The sequence below is a fragment of the Candidatus Thioglobus sp. genome, assembly GCA_028228555.1.
Taxonomy (GTDB): domain Bacteria; phylum Pseudomonadota; class Gammaproteobacteria; order PS1; family Pseudothioglobaceae; genus Thioglobus_A.
In genome coordinates, this window is sequence record JAOJBP010000003.1 from 41,906 (window position 1) to 57,731 (window position 15,826).

General features: G+C 37.4%; 15 protein-coding genes. 2 read left to right on the forward strand and 13 right to left on the reverse strand.

What is annotated here, in order from left to right; genetic code table 11:
• Positions 1 to 18: 18 nt before the first annotated feature.
• The 10 genes from N9Y32_02915 to N9Y32_02960 all read right to left on the reverse strand — a co-directional run bounded on the left by N9Y32_02915 (position 19) and on the right by N9Y32_02960 (position 9,985).
• The gene (locus N9Y32_02915) at positions 19 to 1,974 is read right to left on the reverse strand and encodes an NAD(P)-binding protein (GenBank protein ID MDB2589962.1); all 1,956 of its coding nucleotides are present in this window, start codon (positions 1,972 to 1,974) and stop codon (positions 19 to 21) included.
• A gap of 17 nt (positions 1,975 to 1,991) precedes the next feature.
• A complete protein-coding gene (locus N9Y32_02920; GenBank protein ID MDB2589963.1) occupies positions 1,992 to 3,575 on the reverse strand; it encodes a (Fe-S)-binding protein in 1,584 nt (527 codons plus the stop codon).
• A gap of 1 nt (position 3,576) precedes the next feature.
• Positions 3,577 to 4,350 carry a respiratory nitrate reductase subunit gamma gene (locus tag N9Y32_02925; protein ID MDB2589964.1) on the reverse strand — a complete coding sequence of 258 codons (774 nt, stop codon included), beginning with the start codon at positions 4,348 to 4,350 and terminating at the stop codon, positions 3,577 to 3,579.
• Positions 4,351 to 4,424: 74 nt separating this feature from the next.
• Complete coding sequence (locus N9Y32_02930) at positions 4,425 to 4,769, reverse strand: TusE/DsrC/DsvC family sulfur relay protein (GenBank protein ID MDB2589965.1); 345 nt, start codon at positions 4,767 to 4,769, stop codon at positions 4,425 to 4,427.
• Positions 4,770 to 4,795: 26 nt separating this feature from the next.
• Entirely contained in the window at positions 4,796 to 5,092 is a 297-nt protein-coding gene (tusB, locus tag N9Y32_02935) for a sulfurtransferase complex subunit TusB (protein ID MDB2589966.1), read from the reverse strand.
• 12 nt (positions 5,093 to 5,104) lie between these two features.
• Complete coding sequence (tusC, locus tag N9Y32_02940) at positions 5,105 to 5,509, reverse strand: sulfurtransferase complex subunit TusC (protein MDB2589967.1); 405 nt, start codon at positions 5,507 to 5,509, stop codon at positions 5,105 to 5,107.
• 1 nt (position 5,510) lies between these two features.
• Entirely contained in the window at positions 5,511 to 5,912 is a 402-nt protein-coding gene (gene tusD / locus N9Y32_02945; protein ID MDB2589968.1) for a sulfurtransferase complex subunit TusD, read from the reverse strand.
• 11 nt (positions 5,913 to 5,923) lie between these two features.
• Entirely contained in the window at positions 5,924 to 7,000 is a 1,077-nt protein-coding gene (gene dsrB, locus N9Y32_02950; protein MDB2589969.1) for a dissimilatory-type sulfite reductase subunit beta, read from the reverse strand.
• A gap of 67 nt (positions 7,001 to 7,067) precedes the next feature.
• Positions 7,068 to 8,372, reverse strand: a complete 1,305-nt coding sequence (dsrA, locus tag N9Y32_02955; protein ID MDB2589970.1) for a dissimilatory-type sulfite reductase subunit alpha — start codon at positions 8,370 to 8,372, stop codon at positions 7,068 to 7,070.
• Between the two features lie 179 nt (positions 8,373 to 8,551).
• The gene (locus tag N9Y32_02960; protein ID MDB2589971.1) at positions 8,552 to 9,985 is read right to left on the reverse strand and encodes a glutamate synthase subunit beta; all 1,434 of its coding nucleotides are present in this window, start codon (positions 9,983 to 9,985) and stop codon (positions 8,552 to 8,554) included.
• A 153-nt stretch (positions 9,986 to 10,138) separates the two neighbouring features.
• Here N9Y32_02960 and rplS point away from each other — a divergent pair, with 153 nt between their 5' ends.
• Complete coding sequence (rplS, locus tag N9Y32_02965) at positions 10,139 to 10,489, forward strand: 50S ribosomal protein L19 (GenBank protein ID MDB2589972.1); 351 nt, start codon at positions 10,139 to 10,141, stop codon at positions 10,487 to 10,489.
• Positions 10,490 to 10,553: 64 nt separating this feature from the next.
• Complete coding sequence (gene xerD / locus N9Y32_02970) at positions 10,554 to 11,432, forward strand: site-specific tyrosine recombinase XerD (GenBank protein MDB2589973.1); 879 nt, start codon at positions 10,554 to 10,556, stop codon at positions 11,430 to 11,432.
• 19 nt (positions 11,433 to 11,451) lie between these two features.
• Here the strand turns inward: xerD and N9Y32_02975 are convergent, their stop codons facing one another.
• From N9Y32_02975 to aceK, 3 genes are read right to left on the reverse strand one after another with little or no spacing between them, the layout of a single operon-like run.
• Positions 11,452 to 13,575 (reverse strand): malate synthase G, encoded by a 2,124-nt coding sequence (locus N9Y32_02975; protein ID MDB2589974.1) that lies wholly within the window; start codon positions 13,573 to 13,575, stop codon positions 11,452 to 11,454.
• Positions 13,572 to 14,045 (reverse strand): ribonuclease E activity regulator RraA, encoded by a 474-nt coding sequence (gene rraA, locus N9Y32_02980; GenBank protein MDB2589975.1) that lies wholly within the window; start codon positions 14,043 to 14,045, stop codon positions 13,572 to 13,574. The genes N9Y32_02975 and rraA overlap by 4 nt, the downstream gene beginning before the upstream one ends.
• A gap of 5 nt (positions 14,046 to 14,050) precedes the next feature.
• The gene (gene aceK / locus N9Y32_02985; protein ID MDB2589976.1) at positions 14,051 to 15,805 is read right to left on the reverse strand and encodes a bifunctional isocitrate dehydrogenase kinase/phosphatase; all 1,755 of its coding nucleotides are present in this window, start codon (positions 15,803 to 15,805) and stop codon (positions 14,051 to 14,053) included.
• Positions 15,806 to 15,826: the final 21 nt, after the last annotated feature.

The following is a 15,826-nucleotide window of genomic DNA, read 5'->3' on the forward strand; positions in this document are numbered from 1 at the left end:
TCTCTTCAATAAATTGAATTACTCACCTAGACCCATCTGAATATAGCCAGTAGGACATACATCAGCACAAATATGACAACCAATACACTTATTGTAATCAGTATCAACATAGCGACCTAAAGTAGCTTTATCAGCTTTCACTTTAAATACTGCATCCTGTGGACAGTACATGACACAGTTGTCACACTCAAAACATAAACCACAAGACATACAACGTGCCGCTTCTTTTTGCGCCTCTTCTTCAGAATAGCCAATTAAGCGCTCTTCAAAATTACCAAGTACGTTACCCACATCTACTAACTTGTGGTTACGTGCATGACGCTCCTCTTCATCAAAGTGGCCTAAGAATAATTCAGTATGAGAAATGATTGATGCATGGGCGCGATCTTCATAGTTATGAATTGCATAATCTGCAGTATCAGTTGCCTCACCTAATAAACCATCTTCGTAGTCTGAAGGAGAAAGGTCCCACTCGTCAAGCTTTTTGGCAAGATCAAAGTAATGTACATCAACCTTATTACGTGCTCTTTGACCATCACCTGATAAATAATCATTAATACTTTCAGCGGCAATACCGGCTTGGCCAATTGCAGTTGTTAATAGGTGTGGACGAACAACATCACCACATACAAAGAAGCCTGGCTTGTTTGGTACTTGATAGTTTTTGTCAGCATCAATGAAACCATATTCATTAAAGAATGAGTTATCTATACCATCAGCGTCTACTTGCTGACCAATTGCAGATACAATTAGCTCACATTCAACGTCAAATTCAGAACCTTCAATTTGAGTGCTGCCGTCGTTTTCTAAGCGAATGAAGCGCAGTGCAGTTGCACGGCCATCAGCATTCTTAATAACTTCGATAGGGCTTAATTGGCCTTGAATTTCAACACCTTCACGGGTTGCATCATCAATTTCTTCTTGAGCTGCAGGCATGTCGTCAATTGTAGAGCGAGTCGTTAATAGTACGTCAGCACCTAAACGATTAGAAGTATCTACAACATCATGCGCTGTGTCGTTAAAAATGATATGCTCTGGGCGATCTTTTTCAGCAATATTTGTAATATTACCTAAACGACGAGCAACAGATACAACGTCAATTGAAGTATCACCACCGCCAATACAGATTACTTTACCTGTAATGTGTTGCAAACGTCCTTGGTTGTATGCTTCAAGAAATGCAACACCAGATACACAGTTACCTGCATCACCGCCAGGAATAGGCAATGCTCGACCGTTCCATGCACCAATAGCAAATAAAACAGCATCAAATTCTTTTTCAATTTCTTCAATTGATACGTCAACACCAACTTTGGTGTTCATTCTTGTTTCAACGCCAGTAGCGATGATACGCTCCATTTCATAATTCAGAACATCACGTGGTACACGGTAATCAGGGATTCCGTACATCATCATGCCGCCTAATTGGTCAAATTTTTCAAATACTGTCACTGCATGGCCTTGGCGACGAAGTTGTAAAGCTGCCGATAGACCGCCACAACCACCACCAATAATAGCAACTTTCTTGCCAGTATCTGCTGCATTGATTTCAAATGTATAGCCTTCTTCTTTAGCGTTATCTCCAATAAATTGCTCAACTGCATTAATACCAACAGTATCTTCAACTTCATTACGATTACAACCATCTTCACAAGGTGCTGGACATACTCTACCCATAACAGATGGGAAAGGATTTGCGTCAGTTGAACGACGGAATGCGTACTCTTGCCATGTCATGTCACCAGCAGGTTTTTCCATGCCACGAACAATGTCTAACCAGCCACGAATGTTGTGACCACTAGGACATGAACCTTGACAAGGAGGTGTTTGTGTTACATAAGTAGGACACTTGTGTGATGTGTCTTCCTTAAAAATTTTCTGACTATAAGGAACTGCACCTTTATCATCGTCTTCATATAATCTAAAAGTATGATTGTCACCTTTTGTTGGTGCACCGTAAGCATTCTTTTGCATAATAATTCTCCTTGTTTTTATTCAGTTTCTGCTGCTTTCGCTTCAACAGCGTCAGTTGCTTCAATTTGTGGTTTGTCTAAAATAATTGCTGAACTCACCAACTGGTGCACACTAACAATCATGTATGGGTCAAAATCAAATTTAGGCAATACTTTAGTAAATTGTGATTTACAAATGGCGCAAATTGCAGCCAATGTATTAACCCCTTCGTTTATTTCTACTTGTTTGAGCGCCTGCATTCTCGGCATAGCACCCTTAATACGAATCTCCATAAGGTCATCTGTTAAAAGACCGCCGCCGCCACCGCAACAGAATGTAGATTCTTTAATGGTTGATCTTTCCATGTCAACGTAATTATTGCAAACTGCTTTAATAACTTCACGTGGAAGAATAAATTGGCCACCTTCAATACCACCCATGTTGGTTGCGCGAGCTACATTACATGAGTCATGGAAGGTTACCGTATGATCATCGTTTTCAGACTTATCAAAGTTTAACTTACCTCTTTGAATTAAGTCATAGGTATATTCAATAATATGTTGTGGTTGTGGGTAGCGATCATCTAACTGGCTTTGCAACTTCAATGCATATTCATCACCTGATTGTGCACCGGCACCAACGCCGCTTAAGGTGTTCCAAAAACTATAAGCAACACGCCATGCGTGGCCACATTCACCAACCATGACCCGTGACACTTCAAGATCTAATGCTGCTTTACGAATTCTAAGGGCCGCTTTACGCATAATATCGTAAGAACCAATAAACATACCAAAGTTAGCACCTTCAGAGGCGTAAGAACTCATGGTCCAAGAAACACCATCTTGATAAAAAACTTTACCATAGCCAATTAATCCATCAATATGCGGTTCTGCAAAGAAGTCTGCAGAAGGCGTGATGAGTAAAATTTCACTACCTTTAACATCTAATGGATATTTAACAGGTGCACCAAAATCTTCTTCAACTTCTTCTTCCAGATCTAAGAGTGTATCCCTTAAAGCAGGCTCAGGCAAGCCGAGATTATTACCAATGGTAAGCGCTTTACCTAAAATTTGGTTACAATATTTTTGACCAAGGCCAATTGTATCAAGCACTTCACGAGCTGCCATTGAAATTTCAGCCGTGTCAATACCATACGGACAAAATACTGAACAACGACGACATTGTGAACATTGGTGAAAATAGTTATACCAATCATCAACCATTTCATCATCTAACTCTTTAGCGCCGACTAATTTTGGAAAATGCTTACCTGCAAAGGTAAAATAGCGACGATAAACACTTCTGAATAAGTCTTGGCGTGCAACTGGCATATTTTTAGGATCAGATGAGCCTAAAAAATAATGACACTTATCTGTACAAGCACCACATTTAACACAAGAGTCTAAGAAAACTTGTACAGAGCGGTATTTAGATTTAAGATCGCCCATCTTTTCGATAGCAACCTCTTTCCAGTTTTCAACTTTTTCACCAGGAAATCCTAAAGGATTTTGAAATTCATCAACTGATTTAAAAGGACCGTCTCCTTTCATTACATCTGGAGTTAACTCAGGAATTTCGATGTAAGTTGGTAACTTTGGGATATCAAATTCTTTAGCAGCCATGTTATTCGTCCTTACCTAATGTTTGTTCAAGCTTTACAGTATTTTCTTTTTCTTGCTTTAATGCCCAAGAAGAAATATGACGTTTTTTACGTGCGTTATCAACCTGGTTTAGTGTTGGGCTAAAGAATACACCGGGTACATGTAACAATTTTGAAATTGGAAAAATGGCCAACAGCACAAACACCAAAAATAAATGCAATAAAAAATTTATTTCGGTTGGTAAATTAGTCCAATCAAAAACAACCAATCCAGAGGCAAAATCTTTAACCATTATTACGTCAGTATGGTTGTTGGTAAATGTCATTATGGCACCACTAACTCCAATAGTAATTAGCATTAGAAGCATCAAGTAGTCACTTGGTGCTGAAATATAACGAATGCGTGGTACAAAAATACGACGAACCAGCAATCCACCTAAACCAATTATCATCGCGAATGCAGCGTATTTAAAAGGCTGTATTAGTAAAAATATTTCCGGTAAGTCACCAGGAATAAAGTAACGCAAGTGACGAACTAAAACGAGTAGTAAGCCAAAATGGAATAAGAATCCGAAAAGCCAGATCCATTTGTTTGATCGGAAAAGACTTTCAAATAAAGTCACTTCACGGATCATTTTAAAAATTGCACCTGTTTGTGTTAATGGGGTTGGTGCAATTGGAATTTTAAGTGGGACAGGCGTCATCCAAAATTGACGGATCTTTCTAGCCATACCCACGATAAAAATAAATAAGGAAATGTAAAATAAAGCGGTAAATATAATGCTTATTAATGACATATTGCTCTCAAACTAAATGTTTAAAAATAAAAAACATCTGCATAAATGCAGATGTTCAAATGATCTATACCGAACTAGATACAACCAGTTGGCTTCGGAAGACCTGCAAACTTACAACCTTGCTTACCTGGACCATAAGGGAATAAAGTGTAAAGATATTTAGAGTTACCTTTATCTTTACCAAGTTTCTTACCAACTGCTTTAGTCAAAACACGAACAGCTGGTGCAATTTGATATTCTTCAAAATAATCACGTAAAAGATTTAGGACTTCCCAACGTTCCGTATATAAATCAGCGTCTTCATTTTCTAAATCAATTTCATCAGTCTTTCCCATTTCAATTGCAATTTCTCTTGTCCAATCTTTAAGATTTACCAAGAAACCCTCTTCGTCTACATCAACGCCACAAATTTGTGCCATAGTTATACTCCTATTTATTAATTAAATTAAACCCAAGAAACCGCAGTTCCGTGTTTAACAACTAGATCTACAAAACCTGCATAATCAACTAATTTGATATTATCTGCAAGCTTCGAAGAAATTCCTCTCGCCTCAACATCACCCTGAAGTGCAAATACGCGGCCTTGAGTCGCAAGATCAGCAATCATTGATGATTTAGTATTATTCGCCGCGTTAATCACACCATCTTCAATAAATAATATGACACTTGAATCGTCAATTGTACTTAAACAAGATTGTAGTGAATTACGCTCGAAAGATGATTTATTTACTGTATGTAACATATTAAACCTCTCTTAGAAACTCAAGCAAACGTCTTGATCAGACATAATTGCTTTAAGTTCATCATTAGTAACAACTTTTATAGAAGGTTTTTCTTCCCAGTCATCATCTTCATCTTCATACACTAAAGGCATTAAATCAGACTCAGATAAACCTCTTTCCTCTAAAGATTCTTTAGAAACGTAAAGCTTATTGATATCATAATCACCTAGAGCATGAAACGTTTTAGAAAAGTTTTTCATACCAATACCGTCTGTATTTTGACCTTCAACGATTTGATATACACCATCATCCATAAAAGCCAAGGATACATCTTGCTCAAAAGCAGCGGCAATTAACACAACTTCTAATGATTCAATTGCATACACCGTACCAAATGAAGATCGGCGATTTAAATACATAAATTTCTTTGTAGCCATCTTAATCTCCAAATACTACTAAACGATCACTCTGAATACCTGCTTCAATTAACTGGCCTAGGCCAGAAATTCTGAATGCAGGATGAAGGTTGTTTCCTTCAATTGAGTTCTTAGTTGCTTCTGATTCGTCAAGCATTCCTCGACGAAGTGCAGCAGCAATACAAACTACTAATTCAGGTTCACCATCAGCATCTTTAATATTTAAAGAAGCCCAGTTATTTACAACATGGCGATCATCTTGTGGTGGGAAAGTAAAACGAGATGCGTTATTTACACCATCATGGTAGAAAAAAACACGCATAATCTCGTGGCCATTTTCAATTGCCGCTTTGGCAAATTGAAAAGCCGTATCAGAAGCTTGATGCTGGTACGGACCTTCGTTAACTTGAATTGCAAACTTCATCTTAAAATTCCTTAGAAGCGAATGTGTGCAGAAGAGTTAAGCTGGTGACGTGAACCTTTCCAATCATTGATATGGAATTTAGTAAACGGCAATCCAGTCTTCTGGAAGAATGCTGGCCAACCGATACGCTCAACCCACTCTCCAACTCTTTCCCAGTCACGTGCGTCTTCTTTATAAACGCTCAAGATGTTCTTAACAACTGCACCAACTTCCGGCCATCTTGGCGGATTGTTAGGTAGGTTAGAAGCAACTAGCTTATGGAATGAAGGCTTAGATCTCGCATTAGAGTTCTTACCACCAATCCATAAAGCAATCTTAGAATGCTCAGGATCGTTAATCTGCATTGGAGGACAAGGTGGGAAACATGCACCACAACAGATACATTTCTTCTCATCAACTTCTAAAGTAGGCTTACCATTTACCATTGCAGGACGAATCGCAGCAACTGGACAACGGGCAACAACTGTAGGACGCTCACAAACCATAGATACTAAATCATGGTTAATCTTAGGCGGCTTAGTATGCTGGATGTTAAGTGCGATATCACCTTGACCACCACAGTTAATCTGACAACATGAAGTTGTCATATGAACACGGTTAGGCATCTCTTCACGAGTAAATTCTTCGTGCATCTCATCCATTAACGATTTAACAACACCAGAAGCATCAGTACCTGGAATATCACAGTGTAACCAACCTTGAGTATGAGAAATCATTGTTACTGATGGGCCAGTACCACCGACTGGGAAGCCTGCTTCTGTCAATGCTGATACTAATGGTTCAACTTTAGAACCGTCTGCAACCATGAATTCAACATTTGAGCGCATAGTGAAACGAACAAAGCCATCTGCATATTCATCAGCAATATCTGCTAATTTTTTAATTGTATACACGTCCATTTGACGTGCCGTACCACAACGAACAGTGTAAATTTCTTCATTGTTCTTTGAAGTGTGTCGTAAAACACCGGCGCGAGGACGGTCATGATATGCCCATTGACCATAATTACGGCGCATAGTTGGGTGCATGTATTGAATAGGATCTGGACATCCAGATTCGATAGGCATTCTAGGTGCTGCTTTAGCCATTTTTTTACTCCTTGTTATGTAATCAGGTGAATTTAATCACCCAAAAATTATATTCTTTTATTGATTATTAAGCGTTTGCTTCAGCTTTATTTTCAAACCATTTAACAGCTTCTTCGTCCCAATCATCCATACGAACGTATGAAGAAGTACGAGTTTCGTTAATCATGTTTGGATCTACTTTAATGCCAATACCTTCTAAGAAGTTAACAACACCAACACGTTCAATCATTTCACCTGTGCGTTCGTGCTCTAATGCATTTTCAGCAAAGAAGTCAACTACTTCGCCTGCTAAATCTTCGATTGCCTCTAGGTCATCAGCAGTATCCATCTTCATAAATGGAACAACAACAGAACCGAACAAATCACCGATCTTCAATGTACGCTTACCACCCATAATAATCATAACGCCTTTATCATCACCAGTAGCTAAGATAGGCTCAACGTCGCCTTCAGAGATGTACTTATGAGTTAGTGGAGAAGTAACATTTAAACAATGCATACACTTAACACAGTTTTTATTATCAATTGTTAGTGAGTTATCAGCATTTACTTTCATTGCTGAAGTAGGACAACGACCTGTAATATTATCAACTACATAGTCCATTCCTTTATCTTCAACCATTGCTTTCCATAAGTCTTGGTTGATTTTAATATCATCTCTCCAAGTACCGATAGTTGCGAAGTCTGCACGTTGTACTGAGTTCATACAATCGTTAGCACAACCTGAAACTTTAAATTTCATTTTGTATGGTAATGCTGGACGGTGCATATCATCTAAGAATGCATTTACAAGTGTTCTAAGAACTGCTTGCTCATTTACATTTGACATTTCACAACGTGAAGCACCAACACAAGACATACCTGTGCGTACTGCTGGACCTGCACCACCTAAGTCAAAACCGTAATCATTAAACGTGTTAAAGATTGTTTGAGTTGTCTCTTCAGTAGCACCTTGTAACATGATGTCGCCTGACTGACCGTGGAATGCGATTAAGCCAGAACCACCGTTATCAGTAAACATATCACACATATCTCTTAAAAGAGTTGATGTGTAATGCATACCTGCTGGTGGTTGAATACGTAATGTGTGGAATTCGCCTGCAGCAGGGAATTTATAGTCACCATTGTCGTCTTTTAATTCGTTAAAACGTGGAATAATACCGCCACCATAACCGATAACACCAACTGTTCCACCTTTCCAATAACCTTTTTTAGTTACGTAAGATGTTTCAAGTGTACCTAATACATCACGTGCCATATCAGCACCTGCATGGGTATCGTTCGCTAGTCGCTTAAGACCTGTTACAAATGAAGGCCATGGACCGTTTTCCAACTCATCAAGGTTGGGTGTGTTATATAGCTCTTTTGCCATTTTTGTTTCTCCAGTATATTAATAAATCTCAGAAAACACAGTGTTTTAGAGATGTGAACGGGTCAAATTATACTTAAATGCAAGGAAATACCACTGTTTTATAGTGATATCTTCAGCTATCCCTTAGGGGGTATATATAAGTTTTTTAGATAAAAAGTCTACTCTGAGAAGAGTTTTTTTTAAGAGAGGTATTCATGAGTTCGCTTGGCAACACCGCGTCCTTCATCGATTGCCCAAACGACTAAAGACTGGCCACGACGACAATCGCCCGCAGTAAAGATGCCTTCTTGTGATGTTTGATATTGACCATAGTTAGCTTTGTAATTACCTCGATCGTCTAATTCAATTTTCGCATCATCGCTGACATAATGCTCTGGTGACACAAAACCCATTGATAATAATACTAGCTGAGCTTCCCAAGTTTTTTCACTGCCAGAAATTTCAGTTAACTGACCATCATGGAACTCTACGTTTACAGTGATAAGGCCTGTTAAAGCACCATCTTTATCTTTAGTAAATGACTTAGTCATAAGTTGATATTGTCTCGGATCTTCACCAAAGGCTAATTTAGCCTCTGCATGTCCATAATCAACACGATAAATCAAAGGCCAAAGTGGCCATGGATTGTTGTCTGAACGCTCAATAGGTGGCTGGCTCATCAACTCAAAATTAACCACAGACTTAGCGCCTTGGCGAATTGCTGTACCGATACAGTCAGTACCTGTATCACCACCACCAATAACAATAACATTCTTACCTTTGGCTGATAAATTTGAATCATCTGCAAGTCCAGTATCTAGCAAACTTTTCGTATTAGCAGTTAAATACTCCATTGCCCGATGGACGCCTTTGGCATCACGATTTTCAACAGGCAACTTTCTAGCTTCAGTAGCACCTGTTGTTAATATAACGGCATCAAAATCTTGTTGCAATGCTTGAATAGTAATATCCTTACCAACATTAACATTGGTAATAAATTCAATGCCGCAATCTTTCATGAGATTAACACGACGATCCACAACATCTTTACCCAATTTCATATTTGGAATACCATACATTAATAAGCCACCAATGCGATCATCGCGCTCAAAAACACTAACACTATGCCCTAATTTATTAAGCTCGTCAGCTGCAGCTAAACCTGCAGGGCCAGAACCTATAATAGCTACTGATTTTCCTGTTTTAAATTCAGCATCGTATGGCTTAACCCATCCTTGTTCAAAACCTTTATCGATAATCGCCTGTTCAATATTTTTAATAGTAACAGCAGGGTTGTTAATTCCAAGAACACAAGAGCCTTCACAAGGTGCTGGGCAAACACGTCCTGTAAATTCTGGAAAGTTGTTAGTTTTTAATAATCTAGATAAAGCTTCTTCCCACTTATCGTTATAGACAAGATCATTCCACTCAGGAATTAAATTGTTAATTGGACAGCCATTATCTGACTGGCAAAAAGGTACACCGCAATCCATACATCGAGCACCCTGTTCTTTTAGATGCGGCTCATCATGATCACCTGTAAAAATTTCACCATAATCCTTTAGTCGCAAATCAATCGGGCGATAAGCCTCTGTTTTTCTATCAAATTCTTTAAAGCCAGTTACCTTTCCCATTTCAAAAAATGCATAAATATAAAGCTTTCAATTATGCCATATTTGCTCTAAAAATGCATCTATAAAAAAGATGGGATAGTTTGTTTGCCTGAAGCAATGTTTGACTGTATAATTGCCTTTTTTTAAGAAACAAATATTTAAGGATAAGTTCAAATGAATTTAATTGATCAAATTGAAAGTGAACAGCTTCGAGACGACATTCCTGCTTTTTCAGCAGGCGACACAATTATCGTACAAGTAAAGGTTCGTGAAGGTGATCGTGAAAGATTGCAGGCATTCGAAGGTGTTGTTATTGGTAAGAAAAATCGTGGAATTGGTTCAGCATTTACAGTGAGAAAAATGTCTCATGGTGAGGGCGTTGAAAGAGTTTTCCAAACACATTCTAAAATGATTGATTCTGTTGAAGTTAAGCGTCGTGGTAAAGTTCGTCAAGCGAAACTTTATTACCTTCGTGAACTTACTGGTAAGAAAGCAAGAATTAAAGAAAAATTGGCGACTAGATAAGTTTCTCTACTTTTTCTTTCAAATACCGGCGTCTAGTCGGTATTTTTTTGTCTAAAATTTAGATATGGAAAATAATATCCACCTTATTGAACAATTCCTCGATCATTACTGGCTATCTTCAGGCGCCAGTAAAAATACCTTATCTGCATATCGATCTGATTTAATGCTATATTCGAAATGGTTAGATAAAATATCTATAGAAAGTTCTAGTGATACTAGTATTCTTAAATATTTTCAATATCGACAGATTAGCCCTTCTACTCAAGCGCGAATTCTTACTTGTTTTAGAATTTTTTATCAATATTTAGTATCTCAAAAACTTACAAGTATCAATCCAACGGCCAAGCTTCATCACCCAAAACAAGTACAAAAATTACCTGTTTTTTTAAGTATCAAGGAGGTTGAAAAACTTCTAGATGCACCTGACCAGAAAACCATTTTTGGTATGAGAGATCGAGCAATGCTAGAGCTTTTATACTCTTGCGGATTGCGTGTTACTGAACTTGTTAGCCTGGAATATCATCATATTAATATCAATGACGAATATATTCGAATTTTAGGCAAGGGAAATAAAGAACGATTCTTGCCAATGGGTGATTTAGCGATAGAATACCTTTCTCAATATGAAAAAGAAGCTCGCCCATTTTTAATTAAAAAAGGTCAAACTGATGGATACTTCTTGTCTAATCGAGGCAGTAATATGAGTCGTCAAAATTTCTTTTACATGATTAAATCTTATGCTAAAAAAGCAGGAATTGACAAAACACTTTCTCCGCACAGCTTAAGACATGCATTTGCAACCCATTTAGTACAACAGGGTGCAGATCTAAGAAGTGTACAACTCATGCTTGGCCATAGTGATATTTCAACGACACAGATATATACTCACATTCAAAATGTCCAGCTGAAATCGCAACATAGCAAACATCACCCAAGAGGCTAAGTTTACTTATGATGTAGACTTATAAAGATAGCTCAGCTAATCTTTTTTGTCGATACTCTTTCAAAGTTGATTCGGTATAACCGTTTGGCTCATTCACACCTCTATAAACTAAAGATAGTGCTGCATTAAATGCCATTCCATTATAGCTTGGTGCCATATTTTGATACAGTGGATCATGTGCATTTTGTGCATCTACAACGAGTGCCATCTCTTTAAATACTTGCTTTATTTGCGCCTTACTGCAAATCTCATGATGCAGCCAATTAGCCATATGCTGGCTTGAAATCCTTAGCGTCGCCCTATCCTCCATTAGCCCTACTTGATCAATGTCCATAACTTTTGAACAGCCTACACCTTGATCAATCCAACGCACCACATAACCTAAGATACTTTGAGCATTGTTATTCAGTTCTGTCTTAATCTCATCCATGCTTAAAGTGCTGGTGGAGTCTAATATTGGAGCAAGCAATAAATCATGCTCATCAGTTTCCAGATGCTTTTTCATTAATTGTTGCTGTCTAGCGAAAACATCAAATCGATGATAATGTGTCGCATGCAAGGTAGCAGCTGTTGGCGAAGGCACCCAGGCACAATTAGCACCTGCTTCTAAATGGCTAAGCTTACTCCCAAGCATTTCACGCATTTGATCAGGTTGTGCCCACATACCTTTACCAATTTGTGCTTTTTTATACATGCCACAATCTAAACCAACTTGAACATTTAAAATCTCATAAGCTTTAATCCATGGCTGATTTTTAATTTTCGCCTTAGGGAGCATAACTCCAGCTTGCATGCTGGTGTGTATCTCATCACCAGTGCGGTCAAGAAAACCTGTATTAATAAAAATTACCCGTTTAGCTGCTGCTTTAATACATGCTGCTAGGTTAACGCTTGTACGGCGCTCTTCATCCATAATGCCAATTTTAATTGTATTAGCTTTAAGTCCAAGAGCCTGCTCAACCCTTCCAAACAGCTTAACACTAAACGCCACTTCATCAGGGCCATGCATTTTAGGTTTAACAATATAAACATTGCCTTTTTTTGAATTAGCGCCTAAACGCTGAATATCATGCAGAGCGATTAACGTTGTTATTAATGCATCTAAAATACCTTCTGGCACTTCTTGATTATCTGGAGTTTTGATTAAATCAGTTAGCATATGGTGCCCAACATTACGAACCAACATCAAACTACTTCCTGACAAAGTACCAGGCTTGCCTTTTGTATTTGTATAGCTTTTGTCTGAATTTACTCTTCTTACAACTGACTTCTCGCCTTTGTTAAATTTAATCTCTAAATCACGCTTCATTAGCCCTAAAAAGTTACGATAGGCATTAATTTTTTCTTCGCTAGAAACCGTAGCAACTGAATCTTCAAAATCAATAATAGTTGTTAATGCTGACTCCAAAAAGACATCTTGAATGCCTTTAGTGTCTGTATTGATAACTAGTTCGATATGCAGATTATGGTGTTGAATTAAAATACTATGATCGGTACTACCAACAAAACTGTCTGAGTTTTTTAGCTGAGTTGTGCTCTTATCATTTAATGTAAATACTGGTTCATTTGAGTTATTATCAATAGAAATAACTTGATCATAAGAGCCCGAACTTAGCGGAATTGCCTCGTCTAAAAAAGTGTTACTCCAGCTGATGACTTGAGCGGCACGCTCGTCACCCTTGATTTTTCTATCGATAACATCACTACCATACAAGGTGTCATACAAGCTACCCCAGCGTGCATTAAGAGCGTTAAGCGCAAAACGAGCACTGGAAATAGGTACCACTAATTGTGGTCCAGCTATTTTAGCAATCTCATCATCGACCTGATCTAGCTCAAGCTCGAAAGGGGTTGGTTTAGGTGATAGATAACCAATTTCTTCTAAGAATATTTTATAAGCTTGTAAATCAAATGGTCCAGTATTATCCTTATGCCACTTATCAATTTGAGATTGTAGCTTATCGCGTTGAAGCAATAAATCTTGATTTTCCTGAGTTAACTCGGAAACAATCGTTAATAATTTAGAGAAAAATTCATCTACCTTAATATCCAAACCCGGAAGAACTTCTTGCTCTATAAACTGATACAAGTTACGATCAACTTGGTAATCTGCTAAATTTTTATATCCTTCAACTAAAATCATACTAACTCCTTCACAATAATAACGCCATCTTGATCGGCATACAAATAATCCCCAGGGACAAAATTAACGCCAGAAAAACTTAAATTAAGACCCTTCTCTCCGACGCCCTTCTTAATACTTTTCAAAGGGTGCGTGCCCAAAGCACGAACCCCAATTAACATTTTATTAATCATCTCAGAATCTCTGATCAAGCCATAAATAATAATGCCAGACCAATTATTTTTAACTGCTTTGGCAGCGAGCTGATCTCCCAACATGGCACAACGTTTTGAACCACCTGCATCTACCACTAAAACACCACCCTGGCCATCAGTATCAAGCAGCTCTCTCACTAAAGAATTATCTTCAAAACACTTAATAGTATGGATAACACCAGAAAAATCGATCTTGGCACCATAACCATTATAAATAGGCTCCAAATACTGGACATTAGGATGGAGTTGGTCTGAAATATCGCTGGTTTTTTGCATATAAGTTAGGCGGATTGTGAATAAATTTGGGACATTCTGAATCTTTGTCGATACGGGTAATAATCAATAATCTTGCCATTTTGAATATTATCTTGTACAGATTTCCAATAATCAGCACTTAGTAATTTGTCATAGGATTTGGCAAAAATTTGCTTACTATCATTTTGACTAAACATAAATAGTTTAAATTCTTCAGGAAAAACATCTTCTGGGCCAACGTAATACCAAGGTTCAGCAGCCATTTCATCCTCTTCATGTCGTGCATCTGGAATTTTTCTGAATACAGGTTTATCCATGGTGGTGATTTCATCATAGTCATAAAATACAACACGATTTTGTCGAGTAACACCAAAATTTTTAGTGAGCATATCACCTGGAAAAATATCTGCATTAATCAACTCATCAATTGCCCTTCCATAATCATTAACAATGTGCTTAAGATCTTCTTTATTAGCATTTTGGATATATAAATTAAGCGGAATCATTTTATTTTCCATATACAAATGCTTAATAATAAGTAAGTCACCCTCAATAGTGATATTTGATCCAACCTTTAATTTTAACTCATTGAGTAGATCTTCATCCAAATCACGAATAGGAAAGGCAACATTTGAAAACTCCCATGTGTCTGCTAAACGACCAACCTTACAATGATTTTTAACAAAGAAATATTTATCTTTAACTTGTTGCTTGGTGGCAGTTTTAGGTGGGGAAAAATTATCATTAATTACTTTAAACACATAAGGAAACATCGGAAAAGTAAAGACAGTCATCACCATACCTTTAATACCAGGAGCAAGAATTAGCTTTTCGCCGGTACTACGAGAATATTTCAAAAACCTTCGATATAACAAAGTTTTTCCATGCTTATGCAGACCAATAGAGCTATAAAGCTCAGCTTTAGTCTTGCCTGGAAGGAGTGTTTTTAAAAAATCAACAACAGCTGCAGGATAATCTGTATCAATAAAAAAGTATGCCCTAGAAAAGCTAAAAACTGTGGATATATTGGCAACATCAGTCAACAATGCATCAACATATATTCCTGTTTTTTCATCATTTAATAGGGCTATTAATACAGGTCGAACTTGACTATTTTTTAATACAACCTGACCGACGATATAGGCAGCTTTTCTTCTAAAAAAGGTACTTTTAACCAATTGCAATTCAAACTCTTCATCTTCCGATAAATTTAATTGTTTAACAAATTGCATTTTTAGCCGCGACATATCGCGATCTAAATTTTGATAGGGCGTATCAAAGTCTAGTTTTAAAAAACTTGCTTGCAGTGTTTGCTCTAATTGATGAGTTTTAATATAGTGACTAACTATAATTGGATCATCCATATCAATAAAAGTAGTTGATATGGATGGCTTAACAAAAATAAAATTATTTTTATAAAAACGCTTATCAAACAATAAACAAAAAACTGAGTTATAGAACGTTTCAGCTAATTCTGGCTGCTTATAATTTAACGTTAAACTAATATAAGCAAGCTTAGTGTTTATCCAAACCTGTTCATCAAACATTTCTGTATTGAGCTCTTTTTTAAGCTCAAGACAGAAATGTTTGACTTGCTGATCATAAAAATAAAGGCGAGCCTTATAATCATCTAGTAATTGCTGCCATTCGCAGTGATCAAATCTAGATTTAGCTTGCACAGAGGCCTGTTGAAAAGCACGATAATGCCTCTCAAAGCCCGCCAATATTTTTTTGGAAGTCGCTTCAGAAAGATTGCTTGATTGCGTGCTCAATTCTGTCATATCACTTCATAAAGTAGTTAG

Bases quoted from the DNA above. Each gene is read 5' to 3' on its own strand.
- xerD (MDB2589973.1), top strand. From the start codon at position 10,554: ATGGAAAATAATATCCACCTTATTGAACAATTCCTCGATCATTACTGG.
- N9Y32_02930 (MDB2589965.1), bottom strand. From the start codon at position 4,769: ATGGCACAAATTTGTGGCGTTGATGTAGACGAAGAGGGTTTCTTGGTA.
- N9Y32_02960 (MDB2589971.1), bottom strand. From the start codon at position 9,985: ATGGGAAAGGTAACTGGCTTTAAAGAATTTGATAGAAAAACAGAGGCT.
- dsrB (MDB2589969.1), bottom strand. From the start codon at position 7,000: ATGGCTAAAGCAGCACCTAGAATGCCTATCGAATCTGGATGTCCAGAT.
- dsrA (MDB2589970.1), bottom strand. From the start codon at position 8,372: ATGGCAAAAGAGCTATATAACACACCCAACCTTGATGAGTTGGAAAAC.
- rplS (MDB2589972.1), top strand. From the start codon at position 10,139: ATGAATTTAATTGATCAAATTGAAAGTGAACAGCTTCGAGACGACATT.
- rraA (MDB2589975.1), bottom strand. From the start codon at position 14,045: ATGCAAAAAACCAGCGATATTTCAGACCAACTCCATCCTAATGTCCAG.
- N9Y32_02975 (MDB2589974.1), bottom strand. From the start codon at position 13,575: ATGATTTTAGTTGAAGGATATAAAAATTTAGCAGATTACCAAGTTGAT.
- N9Y32_02925 (MDB2589964.1), bottom strand. From the start codon at position 4,350: ATGTCATTAATAAGCATTATATTTACCGCTTTATTTTACATTTCCTTA.
- N9Y32_02920 (MDB2589963.1), bottom strand. From the start codon at position 3,575: ATGGCTGCTAAAGAATTTGATATCCCAAAGTTACCAACTTACATCGAA.
- aceK (MDB2589976.1), bottom strand. From the start codon at position 15,805: ATGACAGAATTGAGCACGCAATCAAGCAATCTTTCTGAAGCGACTTCC.
- tusC (MDB2589967.1), bottom strand. From the start codon at position 5,509: ATGGCTACAAAGAAATTTATGTATTTAAATCGCCGATCTTCATTTGGT.
- N9Y32_02915 (MDB2589962.1), bottom strand. From the start codon at position 1,974: ATGCAAAAGAATGCTTACGGTGCACCAACAAAAGGTGACAATCATACT.
- tusB (MDB2589966.1), bottom strand. From the start codon at position 5,092: ATGTTACATACAGTAAATAAATCATCTTTCGAGCGTAATTCACTACAA.
- tusD (MDB2589968.1), bottom strand. From the start codon at position 5,912: ATGAAGTTTGCAATTCAAGTTAACGAAGGTCCGTACCAGCATCAAGCT.